General features: G+C 69.4%; 25 protein-coding genes. 8 read left to right on the top strand and 17 right to left on the bottom strand.

Annotation, left to right across the window (positions count from 1 at the left end; translation table 11 throughout):
* Positions 1 to 41 precede the first annotated feature (41 nt).
* Both L0C25_RS15070 and L0C25_RS15065 read right to left on the bottom strand, forming a co-directional pair.
* Positions 42 to 1,349: a C39 family peptidase gene (locus L0C25_RS15070; RefSeq protein ID WP_271632494.1), complete on the bottom strand. Its 1,308-nt coding sequence runs from the start codon at positions 1,347 to 1,349 to the stop codon at positions 42 to 44.
* Between the two features lie 104 nt (positions 1,350 to 1,453).
* A complete protein-coding gene (locus L0C25_RS15065; RefSeq protein WP_271632493.1) occupies positions 1,454 to 2,398 on the bottom strand; it encodes an NAD-dependent epimerase/dehydratase family protein in 945 nt (314 codons plus the stop codon).
* Between the two features lie 82 nt (positions 2,399 to 2,480).
* Between L0C25_RS15065 and L0C25_RS15060 the strand changes: the two genes are divergently transcribed.
* Complete coding sequence (locus L0C25_RS15060; protein ID WP_271632492.1) at positions 2,481 to 3,389, top strand: RNA polymerase sigma-70 factor; 909 nt, start codon at positions 2,481 to 2,483, stop codon at positions 3,387 to 3,389.
* Positions 3,390 to 3,489: 100 nt separating this feature from the next.
* Here the strand turns inward: L0C25_RS15060 and L0C25_RS15055 are convergent, their stop codons facing one another.
* The 4 genes from L0C25_RS15055 to tsaD form a co-directional block, all read right to left on the bottom strand.
* A complete protein-coding gene (locus L0C25_RS15055; protein ID WP_271632491.1) occupies positions 3,490 to 5,112 on the bottom strand; it encodes a glycoside hydrolase family 3 protein in 1,623 nt (540 codons plus the stop codon).
* A 135-nt stretch (positions 5,113 to 5,247) separates the two neighbouring features.
* Complete coding sequence (locus L0C25_RS15050; protein WP_271632490.1) at positions 5,248 to 6,018, bottom strand: YidC/Oxa1 family membrane protein insertase; 771 nt, start codon at positions 6,016 to 6,018, stop codon at positions 5,248 to 5,250.
* Positions 6,019 to 6,279: 261 nt separating this feature from the next.
* A complete protein-coding gene (locus L0C25_RS15045) occupies positions 6,280 to 6,585 on the bottom strand; it encodes a hypothetical protein (RefSeq protein WP_271632489.1) in 306 nt (101 codons plus the stop codon).
* A 162-nt stretch (positions 6,586 to 6,747) separates the two neighbouring features.
* On the bottom strand, positions 6,748 to 7,791 hold the full coding sequence (tsaD, locus tag L0C25_RS15040; RefSeq protein ID WP_271632488.1) for a tRNA (adenosine(37)-N6)-threonylcarbamoyltransferase complex transferase subunit TsaD: 1,044 nt from the start codon (positions 7,789 to 7,791) through the stop codon (positions 6,748 to 6,750).
* Between the two features lie 226 nt (positions 7,792 to 8,017).
* Here tsaD and L0C25_RS15035 point away from each other — a divergent pair, with 226 nt between their 5' ends.
* The 3 genes from L0C25_RS15035 to L0C25_RS15025 all read left to right on the top strand — a co-directional run bounded on the left by L0C25_RS15035 (position 8,018) and on the right by L0C25_RS15025 (position 9,763).
* Positions 8,018 to 8,518, top strand: coding sequence for a DinB family protein (locus tag L0C25_RS15035; protein WP_271632487.1), 501 nt, complete (start codon positions 8,018 to 8,020; stop codon positions 8,516 to 8,518).
* 94 nt (positions 8,519 to 8,612) lie between these two features.
* Positions 8,613 to 8,993, top strand: a complete 381-nt coding sequence (locus tag L0C25_RS15030) for a nuclear transport factor 2 family protein (protein WP_271632486.1) — start codon at positions 8,613 to 8,615, stop codon at positions 8,991 to 8,993.
* Complete coding sequence (locus L0C25_RS15025; RefSeq protein WP_271632485.1) at positions 8,990 to 9,763, top strand: SDR family NAD(P)-dependent oxidoreductase; 774 nt, start codon at positions 8,990 to 8,992, stop codon at positions 9,761 to 9,763. Before L0C25_RS15030 ends, L0C25_RS15025 begins: the two co-directional genes overlap by 4 nt.
* A 12-nt stretch (positions 9,764 to 9,775) precedes the next feature.
* Here the strand turns inward: L0C25_RS15025 and L0C25_RS15020 are convergent, their stop codons facing one another.
* Positions 9,776 to 10,213, bottom strand: coding sequence for a DoxX family protein (locus tag L0C25_RS15020; RefSeq protein WP_271632484.1), 438 nt, complete (start codon positions 10,211 to 10,213; stop codon positions 9,776 to 9,778).
* Between the two features lie 149 nt (positions 10,214 to 10,362).
* Here L0C25_RS15020 and L0C25_RS15015 point away from each other — a divergent pair, with 149 nt between their 5' ends.
* A complete protein-coding gene (locus tag L0C25_RS15015; protein WP_271632483.1) occupies positions 10,363 to 11,304 on the top strand; it encodes a DUF4349 domain-containing protein in 942 nt (313 codons plus the stop codon).
* A gap of 6 nt (positions 11,305 to 11,310) precedes the next feature.
* On the opposite strand, the gene L0C25_RS15010 is transcribed toward L0C25_RS15015, so the two are convergent.
* Positions 11,311 to 12,162 carry an NmrA family NAD(P)-binding protein gene (locus L0C25_RS15010; protein ID WP_271632482.1) on the bottom strand — a complete coding sequence of 284 codons (852 nt, stop codon included), beginning with the start codon at positions 12,160 to 12,162 and terminating at the stop codon, positions 11,311 to 11,313.
* 137 nt (positions 12,163 to 12,299) lie between these two features.
* Between L0C25_RS15010 and L0C25_RS15005 the strand changes: the two genes are divergently transcribed.
* Entirely contained in the window at positions 12,300 to 13,283 is a 984-nt protein-coding gene (locus L0C25_RS15005) for an aldo/keto reductase (protein ID WP_271632481.1), read from the top strand.
* A gap of 78 nt (positions 13,284 to 13,361) precedes the next feature.
* On the top strand, positions 13,362 to 14,294 hold the full coding sequence (locus L0C25_RS15000) for a hypothetical protein (RefSeq protein WP_271632480.1): 933 nt from the start codon (positions 13,362 to 13,364) through the stop codon (positions 14,292 to 14,294).
* On the opposite strand, the gene L0C25_RS14995 is transcribed toward L0C25_RS15000, so the two are convergent.
* The 3 genes from L0C25_RS14995 to L0C25_RS14985 all read right to left on the bottom strand — a co-directional run bounded on the left by L0C25_RS14995 (position 14,246) and on the right by L0C25_RS14985 (position 17,308).
* Positions 14,246 to 14,761, bottom strand: coding sequence for a DinB family protein (locus L0C25_RS14995; RefSeq protein WP_271632479.1), 516 nt, complete (start codon positions 14,759 to 14,761; stop codon positions 14,246 to 14,248). The two genes, L0C25_RS15000 and L0C25_RS14995, sit on opposite strands and share 49 nt — an antisense overlap.
* 125 nt (positions 14,762 to 14,886) lie before the next feature.
* Complete coding sequence (locus L0C25_RS14990; RefSeq protein WP_271632478.1) at positions 14,887 to 16,461, bottom strand: SLC13 family permease; 1,575 nt, start codon at positions 16,459 to 16,461, stop codon at positions 14,887 to 14,889.
* 91 nt (positions 16,462 to 16,552) lie between these two features.
* Positions 16,553 to 17,308 carry a lysophospholipid acyltransferase family protein gene (locus L0C25_RS14985; RefSeq protein WP_271632477.1) on the bottom strand — a complete coding sequence of 252 codons (756 nt, stop codon included), beginning with the start codon at positions 17,306 to 17,308 and terminating at the stop codon, positions 16,553 to 16,555.
* A gap of 22 nt (positions 17,309 to 17,330) precedes the next feature.
* On the opposite strand from L0C25_RS14985, the gene L0C25_RS14980 reads away from it, so the two are divergent.
* On the top strand, positions 17,331 to 17,864 hold the full coding sequence (locus L0C25_RS14980; protein WP_271632476.1) for a helix-turn-helix transcriptional regulator: 534 nt from the start codon (positions 17,331 to 17,333) through the stop codon (positions 17,862 to 17,864).
* Here the strand turns inward: L0C25_RS14980 and L0C25_RS14975 are convergent.
* The 6 genes from L0C25_RS14975 to alr all read right to left on the bottom strand — a co-directional run bounded on the left by L0C25_RS14975 (position 17,861) and on the right by alr (position 24,391).
* Positions 17,861 to 19,762, bottom strand: a complete 1,902-nt coding sequence (locus tag L0C25_RS14975; RefSeq protein WP_271632475.1) for a CocE/NonD family hydrolase — start codon at positions 19,760 to 19,762, stop codon at positions 17,861 to 17,863. The genes L0C25_RS14980 and L0C25_RS14975 overlap by 4 nt on opposite strands.
* 180 nt (positions 19,763 to 19,942) lie before the next feature.
* Positions 19,943 to 20,383: a ribosomal protein S18-alanine N-acetyltransferase gene (gene rimI / locus L0C25_RS14970; protein WP_271632474.1), complete on the bottom strand. Its 441-nt coding sequence runs from the start codon at positions 20,381 to 20,383 to the stop codon at positions 19,943 to 19,945.
* A complete protein-coding gene (gene tsaB, locus L0C25_RS14965) occupies positions 20,301 to 21,017 on the bottom strand; it encodes a tRNA (adenosine(37)-N6)-threonylcarbamoyltransferase complex dimerization subunit type 1 TsaB (RefSeq protein WP_333908543.1) in 717 nt (238 codons plus the stop codon). Before tsaB ends, rimI begins: the two co-directional genes overlap by 83 nt.
* A 190-nt stretch (positions 21,018 to 21,207) precedes the next feature.
* On the bottom strand, positions 21,208 to 22,185 hold the full coding sequence (tsaE, locus tag L0C25_RS14960) for a tRNA (adenosine(37)-N6)-threonylcarbamoyltransferase complex ATPase subunit type 1 TsaE (protein WP_271632473.1): 978 nt from the start codon (positions 22,183 to 22,185) through the stop codon (positions 21,208 to 21,210).
* Entirely contained in the window at positions 22,182 to 23,258 is a 1,077-nt protein-coding gene (locus tag L0C25_RS14955) for an alpha/beta fold hydrolase (protein WP_271632472.1), read from the bottom strand. Before L0C25_RS14955 ends, tsaE begins: the two co-directional genes overlap by 4 nt.
* Entirely contained in the window at positions 23,255 to 24,391 is a 1,137-nt protein-coding gene (alr, locus tag L0C25_RS14950; protein ID WP_271632471.1) for an alanine racemase, read from the bottom strand. The genes L0C25_RS14955 and alr overlap by 4 nt, the downstream gene beginning before the upstream one ends.
* Positions 24,392 to 24,396 lie beyond the last annotated feature (5 nt).

Genomic DNA, 24,396 nt, shown 5'->3' with positions numbered 1-24,396 from the left:
CGGCGTGTCGCGCGCGAACGTCATGCCCAGCGCGGTTGTGGCTACCAGTTGGCGGGCGCGCCCTCGACGTTCTCGGGGAGGTCGACGTTCTTCGGGTGGTAGATGTACACGACACCCTCGGACGACTTCTGCCACACGTTCTCGAAGTTCTCGCGCGTGTAGACGTTGCGTACGCCCTCGTTGGTGTCCGACGCCGGGTCGTTCAGGATCGGGTCGCCGTCCTCGGTGAAGCCGCGTACGACCATCAGGTGACCGTCGGTGCTGTAACCCGCCTCCGGCATCTCCTCCTCGGTGAACGCGAGCGAGACGACGACCGGGATGCCGGCGTCGACGAACCGCTCGACCTCGGCGAGCGAGCGCAGCCGGGTGACGAACGTGTCGAGACCAAACGTCGAGGCGTACGCCGCGTTGAACGGCCAGTTGCCCGCCCCGTCGTACGCGTAGTCCCACGCGTTCATCGCCGCGTAGTCGACCTGCGGGTCACCTTTGGGCGCGTCGATGTCGCGGAGCTCCCGCTTCTTCACGTGATACTTCTTGCCCCACGAGTACTGCACCATCGTCGTCGACGTCGGCGAGCACCAGACCTGCCCACCGCCACCGAACTCGGGGTACTCGCCCTTGTGGATGTTCTGCGAGAACTGCGGTACATCGAGCTCGACCGCGTGGTCGAGGGTCGGCTCGCTCGTCGGCCCCGGGTCGCCCGCGTCCTCCGACGCCATCGCGCCGACGGCGCTGACGCTCGGCACTTTCTTCTTCCGAACGTCATGTGGGCTCATCAGGCGTACGCGCAGCTGGTACGCCTCGACCTCCTTGCCGTCCTCGGCCGCGAAGGTGTCGGTCCAGACTGTGCCGTCGGCGTCGCCCTGTCCGTCGACCGAGGTGCGGTGGATGTCGCCGCGCTTGAAGTTCATTCCGCTGGTCCAGCGACCCATCACGTACCACTTCGTCCAGCTGCCGTCCGCATGGCGACCGCGGAAGCGGGTCTCCACCCAGCTGCCCGTCGGCGTCTTCGCGTTCCAGGACGGCACCGCCTGTGTCGCGCCGAACCCGAGGCGTACGACCGGCGACGTCCAGCTGCCCACGTCGTAGCGACGGATCTGCTTCGAGCCGAACGGGTCGCGGTAGGTCGTCGAGCGCTTGGTGTGCCGCCCGAGCGCGAGGCGGTCGCCGCGCAGGTGGACGTCCTTGAACTTCCCCTCGAGGAACTCGTCGCTGTCGTCGAAGCGCTGGTAGGAGATGCTGCGCGGCGCGTCCTCGTCGGACGGCGCCGCGTTCGCCGGCAACGCGGCCAGCGCCGCCGCGACGAGCCCCGCGGCAATGGGCGCGCCAAGAACAACGCGGATATTCATCGACGCTCTTTTCATTGGGCTCCCTCTCGATAACGGTCGATCGTGTCGTACGCCACAGTCAGCAAACACGATTTCCGTTGCGTTGACTATCCCCTGCCAGAGAGTCACCCGATGCCGTGCTTGAAGCCTTCGCGCCACGACGGGTACTTCAGCTCCCAGCCGAGCTCGCGCTTGGCCTTCGCGTTCGACGACCCGCGCATGCTGGTCATCAACGAGACCGCGTGCTCGCCTGCGACCACCCGGCCGAGCCACCGGGGCAGTCGCATCGGCGGCTTGGCCCCGAGCTCCGCGGCGAGTGCGGGCAGCCAGTCGCGCACCAGCGCCGGATCGTCGTCGACCACGTTGTAGAGGCCGGCGTCGCCGTGCTCGACCGCACGAGCGGCCGCCAGCGCAGCATCCTCGACGTGCACCATCGGCCAGACCCCTCCGCCACCGCCGACGATCGGGAACTTGCCCTCGCGGATCAGCTCCGACATGTCACCACCGCGGTTCAGGCCCGTGCCCGGCCCGTACAGGAAGCCGTACCGCAGCACGATGCCCGTCATACCCGGCTCCGCCGGCACCACCTTCTCCAGGTGCGCGATTCCGGCGAGCGTGTTGCGCGAGTGCTTCGTCGGATGCGGGTCGAGCGGCTCGTCCTCGGTCGCGAGGCCCGTACGGTCCTTCGGATTGGTCCATCCGGTGAAGCTCTGGGCGATGAACCGCTTCACGCCACTTTCCCGTGCGGCCGCGAGCAGGCTGTCGGTCGTCTCGGCGCGGAGCCGGTTGGTGACGGCGAAGTCGGCGTCGAACTTGCGCATGTTGCCCGTGATCGCCTTCAGCGCGGTGAGCTGATGGATGACGACGTCCGGCCTGCTCTCGACCACGGCTCTGCGTACGCTCTCAGGGTCGAGGCCGTCCATGACGACCGCGGTCGCGCCGAGATCGGTGACCGCATCCACGTTGGCCGGCGTACCCGTGGTGCCGACCACGTCGTGACCCTCGTCGACGAGCATCCGGATCAGCGGACGGCCGACGGCGCCGGTTGCGCCGGCTACGAAGACTCGCATGATGTTCTCCTTCGATGATGTTTCCCCGTTCGACGGGAGATCCAGGGGCCCTGTGACAGGTCGGCTGTGCTTTTCTGGAGGTATGACCGATCTCGCGCTCGAGCACGACGAGCTGCGCCCCTTGATGTTCTCGATCGCGTACCGGATGCTCGGCAGCGTCAGCGAAGCCGAGGACGTCGTCCAGGACGCGTTCCTGCGCATACACCGGTCGATCACCGACGGCACCGCGCTGGACAACCCCGAGGCGTACGCGACGACGGTGACGACCCGCGTCGCCATCGACACGCTTCGCTCGGCGCGGGCACGCCGCGAGTCGTACGTGGGTCCGTGGCTGCCCGAGCCGATCCTCGACGACGACGCAGATCCCGCGCATCGGATCGAGCTCGGGGAGACCGTCACGGCGGCGTTCCTCGTGGTGCTCGAGAAGCTGTCGCCGGTGGAGCGCGCGGTCTTCCTGCTGCGCGAGGTGTTCGCGTACGACTACGCCGAGATCGCTGCGATCGTGGACAAGTCGGAGGCGAACTGCCGCCAGCTGCTCGTCCGCGCCAAGCGACACCTCGAGGCGGAACAGCCGCAGCTGGCGCCGGCCGAGCGGCAGGATGAGCTGGCCAACGCGTTCTTCGCCGCCATCGAACGTGGTGAGCTGGAGTCGCTGGAGCAGCTGCTCGCCGAAGACGCCACGTTCTACGGCGACGGCGGCGGCAAGGCGCCTGCCGTGCGCGTCCCCGTGACGGGCAGCGGCGCCGTGGCGAGGTTCCTGTTCGGGCTGCTGCGTCAGGGGAAGCGGCTCGACGTTCGCCTGGACCGTACGCGCGCCAACGGTCAGCCGGCGATGATCCTACGTACGGGCGACGACCTGGTGCTGGGCGTACTGACCCTCGACATCGGAGACGACGCCGTCACCGCTCTCCGCAACCAGATCAACCCCGACAAGCTGCAGCACCTCGGCGAGGTCGGCGACATGATCGCGCTGCTGTCACAACCCCGCTGACCGCCGTCGCCTCACCCACCCCGTGGGCATGACGTTCGGGCGCGACACGCCGGCGTGTCGCCACTCGTACGTCATGCCCACGGGGCGCGCGTACGCGAGGTCAGCAGCCTCGGCGTTGCACGCCTTCGACCGGCACCGGGAGTCGTCCGGGAGCCGCCGCCTTGCCTTGCAGTACGTGCACCAGAGCCTGCATCGCCTGCGGTGTCTCGCCGTAGAGGGCGATCTTCGCCGTGCTCGCGGTGCTGTCGCCGAGTGCGTACGGGGTGTCGGTCGTGACGACGATGTCGCCGCTGCCCGACGAGCCACCCCAACCGATGAACGTCAGGGTGGGTCCGCCGCCGACCGTCAAGCCCGCCTTCTCGGCGGCGGCGGTGAACGCGGCAACCGCGTCCTCGTCGCCCACCGGCTGTACGGCTCCGTCGACCAGCGGACCCTTGCACGGACCGTCGACGACCGTCACCGCAGCCTTCGACGCGGCGAGCGAGTCGCGTACGTGCTCGCCCGGGCCGGCATCGGGCTTCGGCTGGGCATCCTCGTGCAGCAGCAGCGCGATCGTCCGCGCCGCCGAGTCGCGCGCCTGCTTCTCCGGGATCTCCCCCGACTCGATGGCCGCGGCGATCGCACCGACCGCCGCCTCGGTGTCGGCGGGCATCAGCACCAGGTCGCTGCCGGCCTGCACGGTCATGACCGCGGCCTCGGCGGCGCCGTACTCGTCGACGATCGCGCCCATGTTCATGGCATCGGTGAGCACCACGCCATCGAACCCGAGGCGTTTGCGGAGCTCGCCGGTGATCACCTTGCGCGACAGGGAGGCCGGTACGCCGTCGTCGAGCGCAGGGATGTCGACGTGCCCGATCATCACCGCCGGCGCGCCGGCGTCGATCGCGTCGACGAACGGCCGGTAGTCGCGCTTTCGTACGCGGCGCAGCGGTTCTTGCTGTGTCGGCAGCGCCTCATGGGAGTCGGTGGTCAGCGCGCCATGGCCGGGGAAGTGCTTGATCACTGACGCGATGCCTGCCCGTTCGTACCCGCGCACCGATGCCTGCACGGTCCGGGACACGAGCGGCGGACGGCTACCGGCGGACCGGCTGCCGATCGTCGGGTCCTGCGGCCCGGCGGTGACGTCGGCGTCGGGCGAGTACACCGCCGTGAAACCGGCGCTGCGAAGCTCCTCGCCCGATGCCCGCGCCGCCCGCGTCGTGACCTTCGGCCGGTCGGCGGCGCCGTACGTCATGTAGGTCGGGAACGGCGTCATCGTGTCGTTCAGCCGGTTGACGATGCCGCCCTCCTGGTCGACGCTCAGCCACAGGGGAAAGTCGCGCCCGGACTCGCGCTGCAGGGTGTCGTTGACGTGCGTGATCTGGTCGACCGACTCGATGTTCGGCTCCATCGCGATCACCCCGCCGAGGTGCAGGTCGCGTACGAGGTCGACCGGGGCCTCCGTGCCGTCGTACGTGGCGATCACCAGCTGGCCGGCGAGCTCGTCGACGCTCAGGTCGTCGACGTACGAGCGCGCCCGGCCGAGCTCGGCGGTGGTCGGCCCCCAGCCCGTCGGCTCGGCGTCGTCGCCCGGCGGTGTGCTCGGCGAACTGGTCGGCTCGCCGGACTCGCCGTCGGACGGTTGGGCGCTCGACTCGTCGGACCCGCCGTCGCCGGAGCACGCGGTCGCCGCGAGGGCGAGCGTCGCGACCACGGCTGCGGTACGCATACGCAAGGACGTCATAGGCCATCCAGCATGCCGCACGTACTCGCATCGCTCGACCGGGCCCGCCACCACCCGCCGAGGTACGGATTCCGGCCGATCAGAGGCCGCCATGGGGCGGGAGCCCGTACCTCGGCGCGGAGTGCGCGCCGGCCTTCAGGTCGCATCGAGACGCGCGACTCCGAGGAGCCGGTTCAGCACGACTCTCTCCGCGAGCGTCCACGCAGTCGTGGTCATCAGGTAGAGCCCGGCGGCGAGCGGTACGAACGCGGCGATGACCGCGGTCATGAACGGCATGAAGCTCAGTGCTCGGGTGAGTCCGCTGAGATCGGGGACTCCGGGCTGCGGATCGGTCTCCTCCGGAGTCTGCGGCGGCATGAGCATCCGCCGCGATGCCTGCGCGACGACGGCGACAACGACGACGATGGCGATGAACACGCCTCCGGATACCCAGGTCACGGCACCGGCGTTGAGCTGGCCGACGAGTCCCACGTCCAACGGAACCCCCAGCAGCGTGTGCCCGAGAAGCTCGTTGGGATGGTCGTTGATCGTCTGGTGAACGAACAAGCCGTACACGGCCATCAGGATGGGCATCTGCGCAAGCACCGGGAGGCAACCGGCGAGCGGCGATGCCTTCTCCTTCGCGTAGAGCTCCGTGATCTCGCGTTGCAACCGCTCGGGCTTCTTTGCGTGCCGACGACGCAGCTCTGCGATCTTGGGAGCGAGACGCCGCCGCGTGATGCCGGCCTTGACCTGCGATCTGCCGACGGGGATCAGCAGGGTACGTACGGCGACGGTCATCAGGACGATCGCGACCGCCGCGCTCGGTGCTCCGACCAGCGGTTGCAGGAGATCGCTCAGGTTGGTGACCAACCAGTAGGCGGCCGTGATCAATGCCTCGATCGGTGGGAAGTCATAGATGTTCATGAGTTTCGGTCCCTCAAAGTCTGTGCGCTGGTGGGAGCGGCCGCGCAACGACGGCGCTACCCCTGTGGTCGTACGAGCCCGGGCGCGTCGCGGAGCAGGGCGATCAGTGCCGACCGGGCGTGTGCCGGTCGAGATTCACCTGGTCGCAGTACGGCACCGGGCGTGGGCAACGGGCGCCAGCGGGAGCGACGAACTCGTACGCGGCGTACCGACATGAAGCATCGGCAGCACGGCTGCGAACGCAGCAGAGGGAGACGTCGCTCAGGCGATGGCGAGAGCGGCGACGGACGGGGCGCGCGCGAACGCACAGCCGGGGGTGCCCGGTGCACCCGGCACCCGGTGACCGAGAGAGTCGGCTCGACTCGACCGCGGCGGTGGGCACTGTGGCCTCAGCGACAGCCGCCGCAGGAGACTGATCAGGATCCAGGGCGCCAGCAGGGCGAGCACCGCCGCGCCGACGAGCACGAGGACGAGGACCTGGATCGGAGACTGCGGCAGCAACGGACCGAGCGCGACGCCGAGCGTCAGCGTGACGGACTGCGCCATCACCCAGAGCAGCTGCAGCATCGGTTCACTCTTTCGGTCTCGGTCCTGTTCGTCGATGGTAGCAACGAACGAGACCGAGACGGCCCGGCCACAACCGCCGAGGTACGGCGTCCTGCCAATAGGGGCGACCCATGTGGCGGGAATCCGTACCTCGGCGGGAAGTACGGGACGACTAGGGGACGACTACGCGACGACGGTCGTGACCGGCATCGACGAGTCGGCGGCGATGTCGAGCGCCGACGGCCGCAGACCCCGACGTACGACCTCGGCACCGAGCGCAGCGATCATCGCGCCGTTGTCGGTGCACAGCGCCGGGCGCGGTACGCGCACCTCGATGCCGGCGGCGGAGGCACGCTCCTCCGCAAGCGCCCGCAGCCGGCCGTTCGCCGCGACGCCACCGCCGATGACCAGGTGCTCGACGCCGTTGGCAAGGCACGCGTCGATCGTCTTCGCGGTGAGTACGTCGCACACCGACTCCTGGAACGACGCGCAGATATCGGCGACCGGAAGGCCGTCGGGCGAACCCTCACGTGCCTCGACCCACCTCGCGACCGCGCTCTTCAAGCCGGAGAAGGAGAAGTCGAACCGGTACCGCTCGCGGTCCTTCGGCGCGGTCAACCCGCGCGGGAACGCGATCGCCTTCGGATCGCCGTCTGCCGCCGCCTTGTCGATGTGCGGGCCACCGGGGTACGGGAGGCCGATCAGGCGGGCGACCTTGTCGTACGCCTCCCCTGCCGCGTCGTCCATCGTCTCGCCGAGCAGGCGTACGTCGGTGGCGATGTCGTTGACCAGCAGCAGCGAGGTGTGTCCGCCGCTCACCAGCAACGCGACACACGGCGTCGGGAGGCGCCCGTGCTCGAGCTGGTCGACGGCGACATGCCCGACGAGATGGTTCACGCCGTACAGCGGCTTGTCGTACGCGAGCGCGAGTGCCTTCGCGGAAGCGATCCCGACCAGCAGGGCGCCGGTCAGCCCGGGCCCACTCGTCACGGCGATCGCGTCGACCTCCTCGATGCCGATGCCCGCGTCGGCCTGCGCCTTCTCCAGCATCGGCACCATCGCCTGCAGGTGCGCGCGGCTCGCGACCTCGGGCACGACCCCGCCGAAGCGCACGTGCTCCTCGACGCTGCTCGCGACGGCGTTCGCCAGCAGCTCCGTACCGCAGACGATGCCGACGCCCGTTTCGTCGCACGACGACTCGATGCCCAACACCTTCGGTTCGCTCACCATGTCATTGTGCACCGCAATATGTGCTGTACGCCGCGCGGCGTAGGTCGTGTCTCCGCATGCCGCTTCGATCAGCGAGCGGGTGTCCGCGCCCGATCCGGCAAGGCGCGGGAGCGATGATGTAGCCGGTCCTCCTTCGAGTGACCGCAACGCAGCCGGTCGGGATGCGGAGGCACGCGGGCCGACGGGGTATGCGGAGACACGGCCTGTGCGACATGGTGGGCGCATGACACGTACCGACACTCCGCCGGCGCTCGACGAGCGCTCCATCCTGCAGACCATGCTCGCGTACGTCCGCGAGACGGCAATCGAGAAGGTCGCGGGCCTCAGCGACGAGCTCGTCGTGGCCGCACCGGTGCCGACGTCGCCACTGACGAATCCCGCATCGCTGCTCAACCACCTGCGCTGGGTCGAGTTCGACTGGATCGAGACGAGGTTCCTGGGCGGTGAAGACCTCGGCCCCTGGACCGAGGAGGACCCCGACGGCGAGATGACCGAGGCCCTGTCGATGACCGCCGACGAGGTGATCGCCGCCTATCGCGAGCAGACGAAGCGCTGCGACGAACTCGTCGCCGACGTCGACCTCGACACCCTCAGCGTCGAGGCCCTGCGCGACTTCCATCCGAACCTGCGCTGGATCCTCAACCACCTGGTCGAGGAGACCGCGCGCCACAACGGGCATCTCGACATCCTGCGCGAGCTGGCCGACGGGTCCACGGGCGCCTGAGGGTTGCGAAGAACGGCGAATTCGGTTACACCGGATAATAGTTCACGAGGCGACGCATGATCCGCATGCGTCCTTGTCGTGACGGGGAGCCGAGATGAGCGACATAGGCGACATAGAGGATTTCGGGCAGCGTTGGGCGGCGGCCGAACAGGCTGCGGACGTCGACACGTTGGCAGGCATGGTGGTCGACGACTTCCTGCTGGTCGGCCCGCTGGGATTCATCCTCGACCGGACGCAGTGGCTCGACCGCTACCGCAACGGCGACCTCGTGACGTCGTCGTTGAACTGGGTCGACACCACGGCCCGGGTCTACGCCGACACTGCGGTCGTGGTCGGAGTGCACGACCAGGAGGCGGCGTACCACGGGCAGGCGAACAACGGTCGGTTCCGGTCCACGCACGTGCTCGTACGCGACGCCGGCCGGTGGCAGCTCGCGAGTATGCACCTGTCGCCGATCATGGCGCCTCCTCAGTGAGCGCGCCCGAACTGGCGGGCCGCGTCGCGCTGGTGACCGGCGCCAGCAAGGGGATCGGCGCGGAAACCGCGCGGGCGTTCGCCGCGGCGGGCGCCGGTGTCGTCCTCGCCGCGCGCGACGTGCACGCGCTCGAGGGCGTCCGCGACGAGATCGAGGGCCGTGGCGGAAAGGCACTCGTCGTGCCGACCGATGTCGCGGCCGACGACGCCGTCGCGCAACTCCTCGACACCACGATGCGTACGTACGGACGCCTGGACTTCGCCGCGAATGCTGCCGCGGCGCACACCGGCCGACCGAGACCACTCGCCGAGCTGACGACCGAAGAGTTCGACACCGCGCTCGCGGTCGGAGTGCGGGGCCTGTTCCTGTCGCTGACGTACGAGATCCGCGCGATGCTCGACAGCGGCGGCGGCTCCATCGTGAACATCGCTTCGACCGCCTGCCTGCAGGCGGTGAGCGGCCTCGCCGACTACGTCACTGCGAAGCACGCGATGATCGGCATGACGAAGACCGCCGCCCTCGACTACGCCGCCGAGGGGATACGGGTGAACGCGCTCGCGCCAGGCCCGATCCTCACCGAGCAGCTCGAGCGCGCAGGTGCGGATGCACAAGCGGGGGTCGCCGCGGCAGTACCCGTGGGACGCATCGGACGGCCGGACGAGGTCGCTGCCGCCACGTTGTGGTTGTGCGGCGACGACTCGGAGTTCGTCACGGGCAGCGTCCTCACGATCGACGGTGGACGACTCGCCGGCACGCCGCGGTTCCGGTGACCACGCCGGACGTCACCCGGCCATCGAGGAGACTCGCGTACGACCGTTCTCGAGCCAGCGGTCGACGCTGTACCGCCCTGCGCCGACGGTCGCGAACATCGCGCTCAGCACGCCGAGCACGAGCACCAGCTCGTAGCCGCCGTTGGTCGCATAGAACCCGGCGTCCCAGTGCGCGAAGTAGAGCGCACCGGCCATGTTCAGCGCGAACAGCACGGCGATCGGTCGGGTGAGAACGCCGATGACGAGCGCCACCCCACCTGCCAGCTCGAGCATCGTCACAGCGACTGCGGAAGGGTACGCGAACGGCACGCCCATCCCGTCGAACATCGACTCGACACCGTCGATCGTGTACGTGTCGTACTTCTGCCAGCCGTGCATGACGAACACGAGGCCGAGCACCACGCGTACGACGACCAACGCGATGTCGTAGCGCCTCGAACGGTCGGACATCCCACTCCTTGCTCGCGTACCCAACGCCTGGACGAACGAGCGCACCGTACGCAGCGTTCCGGCACGCCATGTGGCGCTCGACTCACCGGAACCGACCACCGACCCCGTGCGTCCGATTCACAATCGAACGATCCGATTGGGGAGCGGTCATGGCGGGCAGGGTTCATCGACAGGTAGTGGTACGCGCCGCCGCGCTGGTGTGCGCGGCACTGTTCGGGCTCGCGGCATGCTCGAGCAGCGAGGACGGCGACGGCGGTTCGAGCGCGGCCGGCGACTCGGCCCTCGAGGGCGGCGCCCAGCAGGAGCGCGGTTCCGACGAGTCCGCTGCCCGAGACGCCGATGCCGGCGCCGATGGGGCGTCGAACGACGTCTCGACGATCGCACTCGAGGACCGCGCGATCGAACGCCGCGGCAGCCTCGACCTGACCAGCAAGGACGTCGCCGCCGCGCGCGACTCGGTGATCGACGAGATCGAGGGCGTCGGCGGATATGTGGCAGACGAGCAATCGACGACGGGCAACGACGGCGACCTCGCACGGGTGCACCTTCAGCTGGTCGTCCCCACCGACTCGTTCGACGAAGCGATGGCCTCGTCGGCGGGCGCCGGCAGCGTCGTCTCGCGCGAGCAGTCGGCGCAGGACGTCACCGAGAAGGTCGTCGACGTCGACAGCCGGGTCGAGAACGCGAAGTCGAGCCTGCGCCGCATCCGCCTACTGCTCGGCCGCGCGGAGCGCCTCGGCGACGTGATCCGGCTGGAGTCCGTCCTCGGCGAGCGCGAGGCCGACCTGGAGTCGTTGCAGGCGCAGCAGAAGTCGCTCGAGGAGCGTACGACCACCGCCACCGTCGACGTGTCGATCCGACCGGCAGCATCGGCGCCGAAGCCCAAGCCCGTCGACGAGGATGAGGCGGGCTTCCTGGCTGGCCTGGGCGCCGGCTGGTCGGGTCTGCAGAAGGCGTGGACCGGCCTCGCGACGGTCATCGGCGCCGTCCTGCCGTTCGCATTGGTTCTCGCCATCCCGGTCGCGGCGGCGGTCCTGCTGGTACGAAGGGCGATGCGCCGGCGCGTGGCCACTACGTCCGAGGCGGCCTGACGCCGATCAGCCGACGAACACCTCGGCGTGGTCGCGGGCCCAATCTCGCAACGATCTCGATCGACGTCCGGTGATCGCCTCGACGTCGGAGGTCGTGTCCTGCGGCTCGAACTCCCGGTCGGTCGAGAACAATGCGTTGACCAGGTCGTCCGGTATCCCGGCCGCGCGGGCGTTCGACGCGGCGACCTCCGTCGCGATCTCCTCGTACCGCACGGCGACACCCAACTGCTCGGCGATCACCGAAACCTGTTCGGCGGTCGTCAGCGACTCGGGTCCGGTCAGCACCGGCCGGGTGCCGACGAGGTCGTCATCCAGCAAGGCACGCACGGCGACCGCGGCGACGTCTGCCTCGTGGACCATCGCGCGCGGTTGCGACGCGAACGGCGCACGTACGACGCCCGTACGGAACTGCGGCCCCCAGCCCAATGTGTTGCTGGCGAAGCTGGCCGGTCGCAGCATCACCCACTCGAGACCGCTCCGCTCCACCGCCGTCTCGAGCTCTCCGTGGAAGCGCAGGATCGGATTGTCGTCGTCGACGACATCGGGCCGCGCGCCCTTGGCCGACAGGTAGACGACTCGCCGGGCATGTCGGGCAATCACGTCGAGTACGTCGCCCGCGCCGGCAGAGCGCAGGAACGGCCACATCAGGAAGACCGCGTCGACGCCGACCAGTGCCGGCTCGAGCCCACCGGGCTTCGACAGGTCACCCTGCACGGTTGTGACACCCTCGGGAAGCGTCGCGGTATCGGGATCGCGCACCAACGCTCGTACCCGGGTACCCGTACCGGCGAGCTGGCGGGCGACCGCTCCGCCCATGGTTCCGGTCGCGCCCGTGACGAGGATCGTCTGCTCCGGCATGTATGTCTCCGCTCTCGTGCTGGATGGATGGTTCGCGCCCAACCTAGAAACTCAACTTTGGTTCAGGTCAATGGTGTGCTGGCTCACTCGAGTACCGGGTGCGCGTCGTACCTGCACCGGCCGCATAGGCTCGGCGCATGACTGAGATGCGTTACCGCCCGCTGGGCGACAGTGGCCTGATGGTGTCGGTGGTCGGTGTCGGATGCAACGCGTTCGGCGACCGGATCGACCAGGCACAGACGAACGCCGTCGTCGACGCGGCGATCGACGCAGGCATCACGCTGTTCGACACCGCCGACACGTACGGGATCGGCCAGAGCGAGACCATGCTCGGCAAGGCGCTCGGCTCCCGCCGCGACGATGTCGTGGTGGCGACGAAGTTCGGCATGGACATGCAGGGCGCCAACGGGCCCGACTGGGGCGCGCGCGCATCGCGCCGGTACGCACGCCGCGCCGTCGAGGCGAGCCTGCGCCGACTCGGCACCGACCACATCGATCTCTACCAGCTGCACACACCCGATCTCGTGACGCCGATCGAGGAGACGCTCGAGGCCATGAGCGACTTCGTCGCGGAGGGCAAGGTCCGCTATCTCGGTTGCTCCAACTTCACCGCGTGGCAGCTGATCGACGCCGACTGGGCCGCACGTACGGCCGGCGCACAGCGGTTCATCTCGGCGCAGAACGAGTACTCGCTGTACAACCGCACGGCCGAGCTCGAACTCGTACCCGCCGCCGAGCAGATCGGCGTGAGCGTGCTGCCGTACTTCCCGCTCGCGTACGGGCTCCTCACGGGCAAGTACGGCCGCGGTGAGGCCGCCCCGACGGGTTCGCGGCTCGGGCTCGAGCGGCAGAGCCACCGGCTCGACAGCGCCGATTTCGACCGCGTCGAGGCGCTCGAGGCGTACGCGAACGAGCGCGGCATCGGCATCCTCGACGTCGCGATCGGCGGGTTGGCCGCGCAGCCGACCGTGGGGAGCGTGATCGCGGGCGCGACCCGACCGGAACAGGTCGACGCGAACGTACGCGCCGGCGCCTGGGAGCCGACCGCAGCGGACCTGGCCGCGCTCGACTCGATCAACGATCCCGCGCACCGCTTCTCGTACACGACCTACGCACCTTGAGCTGAGTGCCGGTACTCATGACGCGGACGGGCGCATTGCCGCAGGCTGATCGCGAAGGCTCCGTACGAGAGGGAGACAATGCGCAAACCCGTTGTTCCAGTACCGGTCATCGCGCCCGCGTCGGCACTCGTCTGGTGGATCGTCGGCTACCTGCCGTGGCTGATCGGCGGTGCCGCCGATGACGTCACCGGTGCCGACGCGTACTCTGTCGCAGACCAGATGGTCGCGCTACCGCTGCTGACCGACCAGCTCGCGCTTCTCGTACTCGGCGGCGTCGGCGGCGGTGCTTGCGCAGGCCTGCTCACGTTGCTCTCGGACGGACGATCGGCTACGACGCTCGCCGCGTCGTTCGCCGGCCTCGCGTGCGCCGTGCTCGTCGCCGGCATCTGGTCGACCTCGGTCCTGGGCAACGCCGAACTCGGCAACGACGGCGATGCCTCGGTGCTCGCCGCGTTGATGGCAACTGCGTCCGGCGCGACCCTGCTCGGTTGGCTGTTCGGTGCCGGCGGATACTTCGGACGGGTTCCGCTAGGCATCGCACTGTGCGGGCTCGCCGGCGCGTTATCGCCATGGCTGAGCTACGTGGTGTTCAGCATCGACCCGTACAGCCAATCCGAACTCGTGTCGAAGGCGATCGGGTACGCGGGTGCGGCGCTGCTGGCATTCGGGCTGGTGGTGATCGGCGTCCGCCCCTACGTACGGCTGCTCGCGTGGCCGGCAGCGGTTGTGCTCGCCTGGATCGTGGCCCCGGCGCTCGTGGCCGCGGGTTACCTGGGCGTCATGCTCAGTCCGCCTGCCACCGTTTCCGACAGCCTCGGACCCGCTTGGGACGTGTTCGTCCTGGCGGCGAAACCGACGAACGCGCCCGCCGACTGGCTGGTGCCGTTCGTGGTGGCGACCGGCCTCGCACTCGTCGTCTCGGTACGCCTGGTGATGCGCAGCAATGCCTCTGGTGAAGAGACTCACTCCCCCGTCGAGCCGTCCAGCAGCTCGCGTACGACGTCGAGGTGACCGACGTGGCGGGCGTACTCCTGCACGAGATGGAACAGGATCCAGCTCAGGTACGGCGCCTCGTCGACGGTTGCGAATCGCCCACCGACACTCGCCCGGTCGCCGAGGTCGGCAGCGGCGACGATCGACCGGGAACGTTCGCACTGGTCGAGGAACTCGGCGCGTAACCCGTGAAGGGTCTCGTCGGCGTCGACGTGCCAGCGTTCGGTGTCGGGGTCGTGGTCACCCCACGGCGCGTCGACCGGCTCTGCCTCGAATCCCCACACCAGCCAGCGCCGCTCAACGTACGTAAGGTGCTTGAGCAGCTCCAGCGGCGTCCAGCCCGACGGCAGGATGCTGCGGCGTAGGTCGTCGTCGGACAGCCCGTCGAGCTTGGCCAGCAGGGTCGAACGGTAGAAGTCGAGGTACGCCGGCAACAGCTCGGCCGGATCGCTCAGCTGGTCGGACGGCTCCGGAAGAAATCGCACCGGCTCACTTTACCCCGCGGATTACCATGGGCCCATAGCAAACTGCGCCGCTACGTACCAAGTTTGCTGGGTAGCGGCGCGGATTACCATGGGCCCATGGTAATCCGCGGGGCGAAGTCCCCGGGTCAGCCGAGGTCGAGCAGGGTCGCCATGCCCATCACGCCCGCGACGATGATCACGATGCCGACCAGGTCGAACACGATGCCCGAGCGCACCATCTTGGTGATCGGCACCATGCCGGTGCCGTAGACGATCGCGTTCGGCGGCGTCGACACCGGCAGCATAAAGCCGAACGAGGCACCGAAGACCGCGGCCAGGGCAGGGATCACCGGGTTGACGCCGGCTGCGTCGGCGAGCGGGATGATGATCGGTACGACGACGCCGACGCTGGCCGTGTTGCTCGTCGTCTCGCTGATGACCACGGCGATCACCGTCGCGAGGATCGTCAGGCCGAGCAGGGACGAAACTCCCAGTAGGTCGCTGATCTCGTCACCCATCGTCTTCGCGAGCCCGGTCGAGCCGAGCAGCCCGCCGAGCGCGATTCCCGAGCCGAACAGCAGGATCGTTCCCCAGTCGATGCGGGCGGCGTCGTTCCAGGTGATGGTGAACTTGCGTCGCGACCAGTCGATCGGCAGCACGAACAACAGACTGGCGGCGATGATCGCGACCGCACCCTCGTCGAGGTGCGCGGCGACCTCGTCGTAGAACTCGCCCTCGCCGCCGGTGAACAACGCGACCACGCCGGGGAACACCCACAAGGCGACCGCGACACCGAACGCGATCAGGGTGTTGCGCCCGCCGGCGCCCATCGTGCCGAGCTTCGCGTGTTCGTCGCGTACGTACTGCTCGACGCCTTCGATCCGCTTGGCCTCGGGCTTGTTCAACCGGACGAGCAGGAAGCACAGCGCAAGGAACATCAGGACGACCAGCGGGAACGCGAGCACCATCCAGGTGAAGAACGGGATCGACTCGTCGGTGTTCTGCTCGATGAACTCGCGGCCGATCAGGTTCGGCGGGCTGCCGACCGGCGTGAGCAGTCCGCCCACGCTCGCGCCGTACGCGGTCATGAGCATCAGCGCGGTCGCGAAGCGCAAGCGGTTGGGATCCGCATGCTCGCCCGACTGGGTGACGAGGAGGTTGGCCAGGAACCCGACCATGCCGGCAGCGATCGGCATCATCATCGCGGCGGTCGCCGTATTCGACACGAATCCGCTCAACAACGCGGTGATGACGCCGAACACGACGATGATGCGAACGGTCGAGTCGCCGACCCACGGCAGCTTCAGCATCGCGAACGCGAATCGCCGGTCGAGCCCGTGTTTGCGCATCGACTCCGCGATGATGAACCCGCCGATGAACACGAAGAGCGTCGAGTTCCCGAACAGCGCGAAGACGTCGTCCGCCGGCGCGACGTTCGTCACCACGATCAGGCACATCGCGAGCATCGACGTCACCGGGATCGGAATCGCCTCGGAGATCCAGTAGATGATGACGAAGCTGAGGATGCCGGCGAGGCGCTGCTGCGGCGCGTCCAGCGGCGCGCACAGGAGGTACACGACGATCCCCACGAGGGGGCCGGCGATCAGACCGATCGTGCGGCGGCCGCGCTCGAAGCGTTGCTCGGCCGGACTCAACGTCTCCTGCACCTCGTCGAAGGTGCGGTACGTCGCGGCGCGACCGATCGGGTTGGACTCTGACATGGGTCCTCCTCGAGGCGTGTAGCCGGTCGAGCAGGACCCTAACCGTGGCCGGCGCGGATGTCACTATCTGTGACCCGGGCCAGACGCATCGTCAGGTCGCCGAAGCCGCCTTGCGTTCCGCGCGCCGGCGCTTCTCCTCCCGGTCGAGCCGCTGCGCCTCTGCCGGTGTCGGCGCGGTGCCTCCGTACGCCGCGGGAGCCCACCATTGGCCCTCGGGCGCGACCGGGTACGCACGGATCGCGTTGTCCAGCAGGGCGCTCATCGCCTCACGTACGCGCGCGGTCTCGCCGACCGGGTCGTCGGCGTCGGGCACGATCGGCTCACCGACGTGCAACGCGAGGGTCTTGCCGCGGGACAGGTCGCGTGGATGGTCCTTGGTCATGATCAGCTGCGTGCCCCAGAGCACCATCGGGAGCACCGGCACGCCCGCCTCGGCGGCCATTCGTACCGCGCCGGTCTTGAACTCCTTGAGCTCCATCGAGCGGCTGATCGTCGCTTCGGGGAAGACGCCGACGATCTCGCCGCGCCGCGCGTACTCGACACCCTCGCGGTACGACGCGATCCCGTCGGCCCGGTCGACGGAGATGTGGTGCATCGACCGCATGACCGGCCCGGCGATCCGGTGGTCGAACACCTCGCGCTTCGCCATGAACCGCACCAGCCGCTTGCTGGGATGCGCCGCGAGACCGCCGAAGATGAAGTCGACATAGCTGACGTGGTTCATCGCCAGGATCGCGCCGCCGGTGCGCGGAACGTGCTCGGTGCCGGTCATCTGGAACTTCAGCCCGAGCAGCCGGAACGCCACCTTGGCCGTCCGGATCACCGACGGGTACGTGAGATCGCGCATCCCGGCAGCGTAGCCTGCGACTATGCGTGAGGCTTCGCCGCTCGACGAGCTCGCCGATGCGGCGTACGCCCATGCCGAGATCGCCTTCGAGTACGAATCCGAGGGCGAGCGCGGCGTTCGCCGCGTGGAGCCGTACCGCATCGTCGTGCACAAGTCGCGTTCGTCCCTGCTCACGTGGGACATCGAGCGCGACGACTGGCGTACGTTTCGGATCGACCGGATGTCGGGCCTCGAGCGGGCGACGACGTTCGAGCCACGGGAGATCCCCGACGACTCCGCCGCGATCCACCAGCTCGACTCGACTCCGCCGATCCGAACGGTACTCCGGTTCGATGCCAGTCCCTCGACGGTCGCCGATCGCCTACTGACCCAAGAGGTCGAGCTCGAGTCGCTCGGCCCCGAGCGTTGTCGGGCGCTCGTATGGGGACACTCCTACCAGTGGCTGGCCGCCGTCGTGCTGTCGATGGGTGTCGACTTCGGCATCGACGAGCCGGACGACTTCCGCCGTCACTGCGAGACGCTCCGAGACCGCCTCGACCGTGCCCTCCGGAACTAGCGCCGGATCGGCAGGTCGACCCAGGACTGCGCCCCTGCCTCGTGGCGCACGTCGTACACACCGAGGAGCAGCTGCGGTAGGCGCAACGGCGGCGGGAGCAGGTGGGGCAGGTCGCCGGTGCCGATCGTCATGCGGAGCCGATGACCCGCCGGCACCGTCAGGAACGCCGGGCGGACCTCGATGTCGTAGCGCGTCACCTTGCCGGGAGTGACCGGACGCTGCGCCGCGCGCGTCATCGGGTGGTACGGCAGCGCGTACCCGGCACGCTTGTCGGAGCGCCAGCTGCGCCTACGGTCGAGCGCGCGCTGCGATCCCAGCTGTGCGCCGCCGGTGAGCTCCGTGACCGTGCCATCCGGCGCGACGTCGTCGAGTCGTACGACGAACATCGTCTCGGGCCGGGTCGACCGCGCGCGCAGCGTCACCCCGATCGGTCCCGCGAGCGTGGTCGCCTTCTTCAGCGGCCTGGTCGCGTACGCCACCTCGCCCGGCTCCGGGCCCGGCGGGAAGCGCTGCTTCGTGCAGTCGAACGGCGTTCCCGCGAGCAGGTCGCCGAGCGCGCCGGCCGCCCACTGGTCGGTCGAGCGCGTACACAACGGCGACAGCCCGGTGAACACGACGTGGTCGCCACCGCCGTCCGCCGGCGCCGGCTTGCCTCCGAGCGCACCATCGGGCTCGAGGTACAGCCTCTTCGTGGGCGCGCCCGTGAGCGGATAGCGCGCGGCGTCGTACGTCTTCCCGCCCGGCTCGATCACATGGAGGGGCTTGCGGGTGTCGAGGATTCCGGTCTTGCGTCCCTTGAGCCAACGGTCGAACCAGCGCAGCTGAAGGCGGTTGAGGCGCGCACCCGCTCCCGGATTCGCGTGCGTCCACGGTCCGGTGAGCAGCTGGAACCTCGGATCCGCCTTCTGTCCCGGCGCCATCGGCGCTGTCACCGGTCGCCCGGCCGCGGCGTTCTGCAGTCCGCTGTAGAGCAGCGGCTCGCCCCGCTGGAACACGTCCCACTGCCCGCCGACGAGGTAGACCGCGACGTTGTTTCGTACGATCCGGCGCAGCACCCGCTCGGGTGCCCGCTCGTGCCAGTACGAGCCGTCGTAGACGCGATCGCCCTGGAGCAGCACGTCGAGCCCGGTCTTGAGCTCGAACGGAATGCCCGCGAGCGCATGCTGCAGGCTGAGCCGCAGCGCATCGAGCGGGTTCTTCGGCCGCTCGGAGAACGGCGTTGTCGTCCGCACGCCGAAGTACGCGGCGATCAGGCCGAGCGATGACTCGAGGTTCACGACGCCGCCGCTGGTGAACAGGTCACGGTACGGGTCGATCGACGCCGCCATCGGGAAGATCGCCTTCAACGGCGAGTGCCGGCCGACCGCGCCGGCGGTGAAGAGCTGGTCGATGGCGAGGTAGGAGATGCCGAGCAGCCCCACCTTGCCGTTGCTGTGCGGCAGGTCGGCGGCCCACTCGACGACCTCGCGCCCGTCGCGCGCCTCGGACTTCCCGAACAGCTGCGACTGTCCCTCGGAGCCACCGGTGCCGGCGACGTCGACGACGACGCCGATGTAGCCGCGCTTGACGAGGTACGGGTTGAGCCCGCTGTAGCCCGGTGAGCCCTGGTCGCCGGACTTGCCGTACGGGGTCTGTCCGACGATGACCGGGAACGGCCCCGACGCCGGCTTTCCCGTCTCGGGGTCGGCGGGTGCGTGGATATTGGCGCGCAGCACCCGACCGTCGGGCATCGTGATCGGGACGTCCTTGGTCACCACGATGTCGTACCTCGGCCCGTGAGGTGACCGACTCACGGGGGCCGACGGTTCGGCCGACGTGGGCCCGGTGGAGGTGACCCCGGCGGCAACCAGCATTGCCCCGGCGAGGGTGAGGGATCCGAGCAGACGAGTCGTACGCATGGGTTACCTCCGGGTAACAAAAAGTGGGACAAAAGTACCGGACAATTGACCTGTTCGCCAGAGGTCGGCGCGAACTCCCGCCCCGTGAGCCGCGCGTTTCGGCCCTGCCGGAACGATTTCTGCGGCTGAAACGGGAGGCCCACGGGGGCTGACGCCTGACTCGACTGCGGAACTCTCGAGTCAGCGGGCGTCGAGGTCGACCCGGAGGACGAGCGCGTCACGCCCGGCGCCGTAGTACCCAACGCGTCGGTCGAGCTCCTCGAAACCCGCCGCGCGGTACAGGGCGATCGCGGGGCCGTTGTCGGCGGCCACCTCGAGCAATATCCGGTCGGCACCACCGAGCGTCGCGACCCGCATCGCCTCGTCGAGCAGCCGCCGACCGTACCCGCGGCCACGGCGATCCGGTCGTACCGCGACGCGTTGCAGGTCGGCGAGATCGCCGGTCGCCATCACGCTCGCGTACCCCACGACGACGCTCTCCTCGCGGGCGACCAGGACCGACCGCGATAGTGCATCGAGCTCGGCGCGTACGAGCGTCTCAGACCACGCGTCGGCGCCGAAGCACAGGCGCTCGATCTCGACGAGCGCGGCCAGGTCGGTGCCGGTGGCGCGAGCGATCATCCGGTCGCTCGTTTACGCTCCCCGGCGGCGTCGCATCGGGGCGACGGAGGTACATCGGCTCCGGGTCGACCTCGCGGACGCGATCGTGCGCGACGGCCTCGGCGAGCACGCGCGCGTCGGGGTCGAGCGGGCCGCCGGCGTACGGCAGCGCGTCGGCGTACAGCTTCGCCCCGCGACCGTACGCAGGCATGGCGGTCGGGTGGTCGAGCGCGTCCGGCCGAGCGACGTCGGGGCCGGTGACCCGCGCCCCGGTCGCGTCGTAGCGCGCCCAGTAGACCTCCTTGCGGCGAGCGTCGGTCGCGACCACGAACGGGCTGCCCGCGGGCACCGCCGCAGCGATGATGTCGAGCGAACACACGCTGTGCAAGGCGACCGACAGCGCCGCCGCGAGCGTACGCGCGGTGACGACGCCTACCCGCAGTCCGGTGTACGGCCCCGGCCCGACGCCGACAGCGACGTCGGTGAGGTCGCGGCGATCGGCCCCCGCCTCTGCCAGTACGCGTTGGATGCCGGGCGCGAGCAGCTCGCCGTGTCGCATGGCATCGACCGAGTCGGTCGCCGCGAGGACATCGTTGCCATCGTGCAGGGCGACGGTGATCGCCGGCGAGGCGGTGTCGAACGCGAGGAGCAGCACGCGCTCAGCGTACGGGAGCGGCGGGGTCGGCTAGCGATCTGGGCGTCCCCGATCGCAACCTTCGCGACCTGGGCGTCCCCGCTCGCAACGCATCGCGATCTGGGCGTCCCCGATCCACTAGGTAGCGATCTGGGCGTCCCCGCTCGCAAACCGCACGAGAGCCGGGCGTCCCCGATCGCAAACGCGCCGGTCAGGCGAGCAGCGTCGAGCGCAGCGGCTCCCACACCCAGCGCTTGCCATGCGGCTTGACCGTGACGACCCGCATGTCCTCACCGGAGTCCTCGGGCACGATCGTGCCGAGCGGATCGAGCACCGTGCCCTTGCGGCGCTCGAGACGTACCTCGAGCCACGAGTCGGCGAGCTGTTCGGCCTTGCCCTCGCCCCACTCGACGACGGTGACCGACGACTCGGTGGCCATGTCGAGGTCGAGATCGTCCAGCTCCGCGGAGTCACCGATGCGGTACGCGTCGACGTGCTGTAGCGGCGGGCCGTCGCCGAGGTTGGGATGCTTGCGGGAGATGACGAACGTCGGCGACGTCACGGGGCCGCGGATGTCCAGCCCCGCACCGATGCCCTGCGTCAGCGTCGTCTTCCCGGCGCCGAGCTCGCCGGACATCAGCAGCACATCGCCCGGCTGCAGCAACGTCGCAAGTGCCTCGCCGAACGACCGCGTCGACTGCGCGGTCGGGAGCTCGCGGCCCAGCCACAATGTCTTCCCGAACTCCATCATCTCGGCGTTGCGCCGCATCGGGATGTAGCGGCGACGGGTCCAGAACTCGACGTTGTCGGGCAGCTCCTCTCGTACGCTGAGCCAGATTCCGTCGCAGCCGCGTTCCTCGGCGGTGTCTTCGGCGACGCCGACCATTGCCGACGCGACACCGCGGTCCTGGTGATCGGGATCGACGCTCACCCGGCGGAAGCCGAGCATCCGCGGCCGCGACTCGTCGAACAGCATCGCCCCGATCGGCTTGCCACGCCGCTCGACGAGCAGGCCACCGGACTCCTCGAGCGCGGCCGCGACCGACTCGATCGTCTCGTCGCCGGCAGTCGACGGCGGGTCGAGGACCGGCCGCGCGCCGAACGACAGCCGGATCACCGCGAGCACTGCCTCGGCGTCATCAGGGGTTGCGTCGAGTACGTTCAGCGCGTGCCGGTTGAGCGCGGTCATGCCGTCTCCTGCTGCGTCTCGACGGCCTGCTCGATGAGGTCCTCGAGCACCGCCGTGACCAGCTCGTGGCGCTCCAGCTGCACCATGTGCCCGGCGCGGTCGGCGACGACGAGCCGCGCACCCGGGAGCCGGTCGACGATGCGCTGGCTGTGCTTGTGCGGCGTGATCTGGTCGTGCGTGCCGCTGACGACGACGGTCGCCTCGCCCGGCAGCGCGGCGAGTGCCTCGTACGCGTCGAGCCGGCCGAAGTTGGGCAGGAAGTCGAGGAGTACGTGCGTGTGCGTACGCCGCAGCATCTGCGCGGTCATCTCGGCGTACTCGACCGGAGCATCCGGGCCGACGGTGAAGCGCCGCGACGACCGGTTGCTGCCGAGCCGGCGACCCACCGCGAGCATGGGCGTGATCGCGACCGCGAGGTTCTCGACGACGGGCTGTGCGCGCCGCAGCGGCGTGCCCGGCGGGAGCAACCCACCCGCGCTCGTACCGCACAGGAGTACGCCGGCGACCCGCTCGCGTACGAGGTCGGGGAACTGCTCGGCGAGCGACATTATCGTCATTCCGCCCATCGAGTGCCCGACGAGAATCACCGGGCCGTCGGGCGTGGTCGCCTCGATGATGTCGCGCAGGTCGCGGCCGAGCTGGTCGAAGTTCGAGCCCTTGCGGGTTGAACGTTGTGACCGGCCGTGCGAGCGCTGGTCGTAGAACACCATCCGTACTCGTCCCCGGAGAGCCGCGCGCTGGAAGTGCCAGCTGTCGAGGTCGAGGACCCAGCCGTGCGCGAAGACGACCGTGAGGGGCAAGGAGTGAGCTTGCGAGCCCCGCAGACGCGAACCATCGGGCACCGCCGGGTCGACCGGCACATCGGGTTCATCGACCTCGACGTGCAGGCGTACGCCGTCGCTCGCGACGACCGGTTGGGGTTCTGAGTGCAGGGACCCGAAGGGGATCTCCTCCCCCGCCTCGAGTCGCCGCGACTGCCGACGACGGCCGACGAGCTCGGCCGCGACGCCTGCCGCGGCTACTCCCACGAGCGCCGCGGAGATGCCGAGCGTTCGTTTGGTCAGTAGGTTCATGCTCTTGCTCCGAGATGGCGGCGCTCGATGCGACCGCCGATGCGGGTGACGACCTCGTACGAAATGGTGTCGGCGGCGTCCGCCCAGTCTTGTGCCGTCGGGTCGCCCTCCGCGCCGGCGCCGAACAGGGTCACTGGTTCGCCGACCTCGATCTCCGTGTCGCCGAGGTCGATCATGAACTGGTCCATGCAGACCCGGCCGACGATCGGACGCCGGTCGCCTGCGCACCACACGGACGCCCGGTTGGACAGCGCGCGGAGCACGCCGTCGCCGTAACCGACCGGAACGAGGCCGAGGGTCGTGTCGGCCGACGTGACGTGGGTGTGGCCGTACGAGACGCCCGATCCGGCGGGCACCCGCTTGACGTGTGCGAGCCGGGCGCGCAGGGTCATCGCCGGCCGCAGGCCGTACTCGCTCGAAGACGCGACATTGGGTGCCGGCGTCAGGCCGTAGCTGGCGATTCCGACGCGTACGAGGTCGAAGTGTGCGCTGGGCCGGGTGAGTGTTGCGGCCGAGTTGGCGAGGTGTCGCAGCTCCGGCTCGATGCCGGCGGAGGCGAGCTCGACGACCGCCTCGCGGAACACCTGCTCCTGGGCGGCGACGGACGGGTGCGTGGGCTCGTCCGCACACGCCAGGTGGGACCACACGCCGACCACCTCGATCGCGCCCTTGCGCTGGGCCGTGGCCGCCGCCGTCACCAGATGCGACCAGTCGGCGCCGAGCGCGCCGTTGCGCGACATGCCCGTATCGACCTTGAGGTGGACGCGCGCGCGGCGTCCGGCCGCCGCGGCGACGATCTCGCCGAGCTGCGCCGCCGACGATGCAGCGAGGTCGATGTCATGCTCGACGGCGGAGGCGAAGTCGGCGCCCGGCGGGTACAGCCAGCACAGGATGCGGCCCTCGTCGGCGACCTCGCGCAGCTCGAGCGCCTCCGCGATCGTCGTCACGCCGAGCCACGAGACGCTGTTGGCGCGCGCGGTACGCGCACACTCCACCAGCCCGTGCCCGTATGCGTCGGCCTTGAGCACCGCCATCATGCGCGCACCACGCGCCGCCTCACCGAGGACGGAGAGGTTGTGGGCGTACGCGTCGAGATCGACGACGGCCTCAGCGGCCGGATCGTGGCGTGACATCGCGG

This window comes from Solicola gregarius, from assembly GCF_025790165.1.
Lineage (GTDB): Bacteria > Actinomycetota > Actinomycetes > Propionibacteriales > Nocardioidaceae > Solicola > Solicola gregarius.
This window is presented reverse-complemented; position numbering and strand designations above follow the sequence as displayed.

Excerpts from the sequence above, each read along its gene's own strand:
- L0C25_RS15045 (WP_271632489.1), bottom strand. The coding sequence starts at position 6,585 with ATGCTGCAGCTGCTCTGGGTGATGGCGCAGTCCGTCACGCTGACGCTC.
- L0C25_RS14985 (WP_271632477.1), bottom strand. The coding sequence starts at position 17,308 with ATGCGCGATCTCACGTACCCGTCGGTGATCCGGACGGCCAAGGTGGCG.
- tsaE (WP_271632473.1), bottom strand. The coding sequence starts at position 22,185 with ATGACCGCGCTCAACCGGCACGCGCTGAACGTACTCGACGCAACCCCT.
- L0C25_RS15070 (WP_271632494.1), bottom strand. The coding sequence starts at position 1,349 with ATGAATATCCGCGTTGTTCTTGGCGCGCCCATTGCCGCGGGGCTCGTC.
- L0C25_RS14990 (WP_271632478.1), bottom strand. The coding sequence starts at position 16,461 with ATGTCAGAGTCCAACCCGATCGGTCGCGCCGCGACGTACCGCACCTTC.
- L0C25_RS15050 (WP_271632490.1), bottom strand. The coding sequence starts at position 6,018 with ATGAACATCTATGACTTCCCACCGATCGAGGCATTGATCACGGCCGCC.
- L0C25_RS15015 (WP_271632483.1), top strand. The coding sequence starts at position 10,363 with ATGGCGGGCAGGGTTCATCGACAGGTAGTGGTACGCGCCGCCGCGCTG.
- L0C25_RS15035 (WP_271632487.1), top strand. The coding sequence starts at position 8,018 with ATGACACGTACCGACACTCCGCCGGCGCTCGACGAGCGCTCCATCCTG.
- alr (WP_271632471.1), bottom strand. The coding sequence starts at position 24,391 with ATGTCACGCCACGATCCGGCCGCTGAGGCCGTCGTCGATCTCGACGCG.
- L0C25_RS14975 (WP_271632475.1), bottom strand. The coding sequence starts at position 19,762 with ATGCGTACGACTCGTCTGCTCGGATCCCTCACCCTCGCCGGGGCAATG.
- L0C25_RS15060 (WP_271632492.1), top strand. The coding sequence starts at position 2,481 with ATGACCGATCTCGCGCTCGAGCACGACGAGCTGCGCCCCTTGATGTTC.
- L0C25_RS15065 (WP_271632493.1), bottom strand. The coding sequence starts at position 2,398 with ATGCGAGTCTTCGTAGCCGGCGCAACCGGCGCCGTCGGCCGTCCGCTG.
- L0C25_RS14980 (WP_271632476.1), top strand. The coding sequence starts at position 17,331 with ATGCGTGAGGCTTCGCCGCTCGACGAGCTCGCCGATGCGGCGTACGCC.
- L0C25_RS15020 (WP_271632484.1), bottom strand. The coding sequence starts at position 10,213 with ATGTCCGACCGTTCGAGGCGCTACGACATCGCGTTGGTCGTCGTACGC.
- L0C25_RS15030 (WP_271632486.1), top strand. The coding sequence starts at position 8,613 with ATGAGCGACATAGGCGACATAGAGGATTTCGGGCAGCGTTGGGCGGCG.
- L0C25_RS15000 (WP_271632480.1), top strand. The coding sequence starts at position 13,362 with ATGCGCAAACCCGTTGTTCCAGTACCGGTCATCGCGCCCGCGTCGGCA.
- L0C25_RS14955 (WP_271632472.1), bottom strand. The coding sequence starts at position 23,258 with ATGAACCTACTGACCAAACGAACGCTCGGCATCTCCGCGGCGCTCGTG.
- L0C25_RS15055 (WP_271632491.1), bottom strand. The coding sequence starts at position 5,112 with ATGACGTCCTTGCGTATGCGTACCGCAGCCGTGGTCGCGACGCTCGCC.
- L0C25_RS15010 (WP_271632482.1), bottom strand. The coding sequence starts at position 12,162 with ATGCCGGAGCAGACGATCCTCGTCACGGGCGCGACCGGAACCATGGGC.
- L0C25_RS15005 (WP_271632481.1), top strand. The coding sequence starts at position 12,300 with ATGACTGAGATGCGTTACCGCCCGCTGGGCGACAGTGGCCTGATGGTG.
- rimI (WP_271632474.1), bottom strand. The coding sequence starts at position 20,383 with ATGATCGCTCGCGCCACCGGCACCGACCTGGCCGCGCTCGTCGAGATC.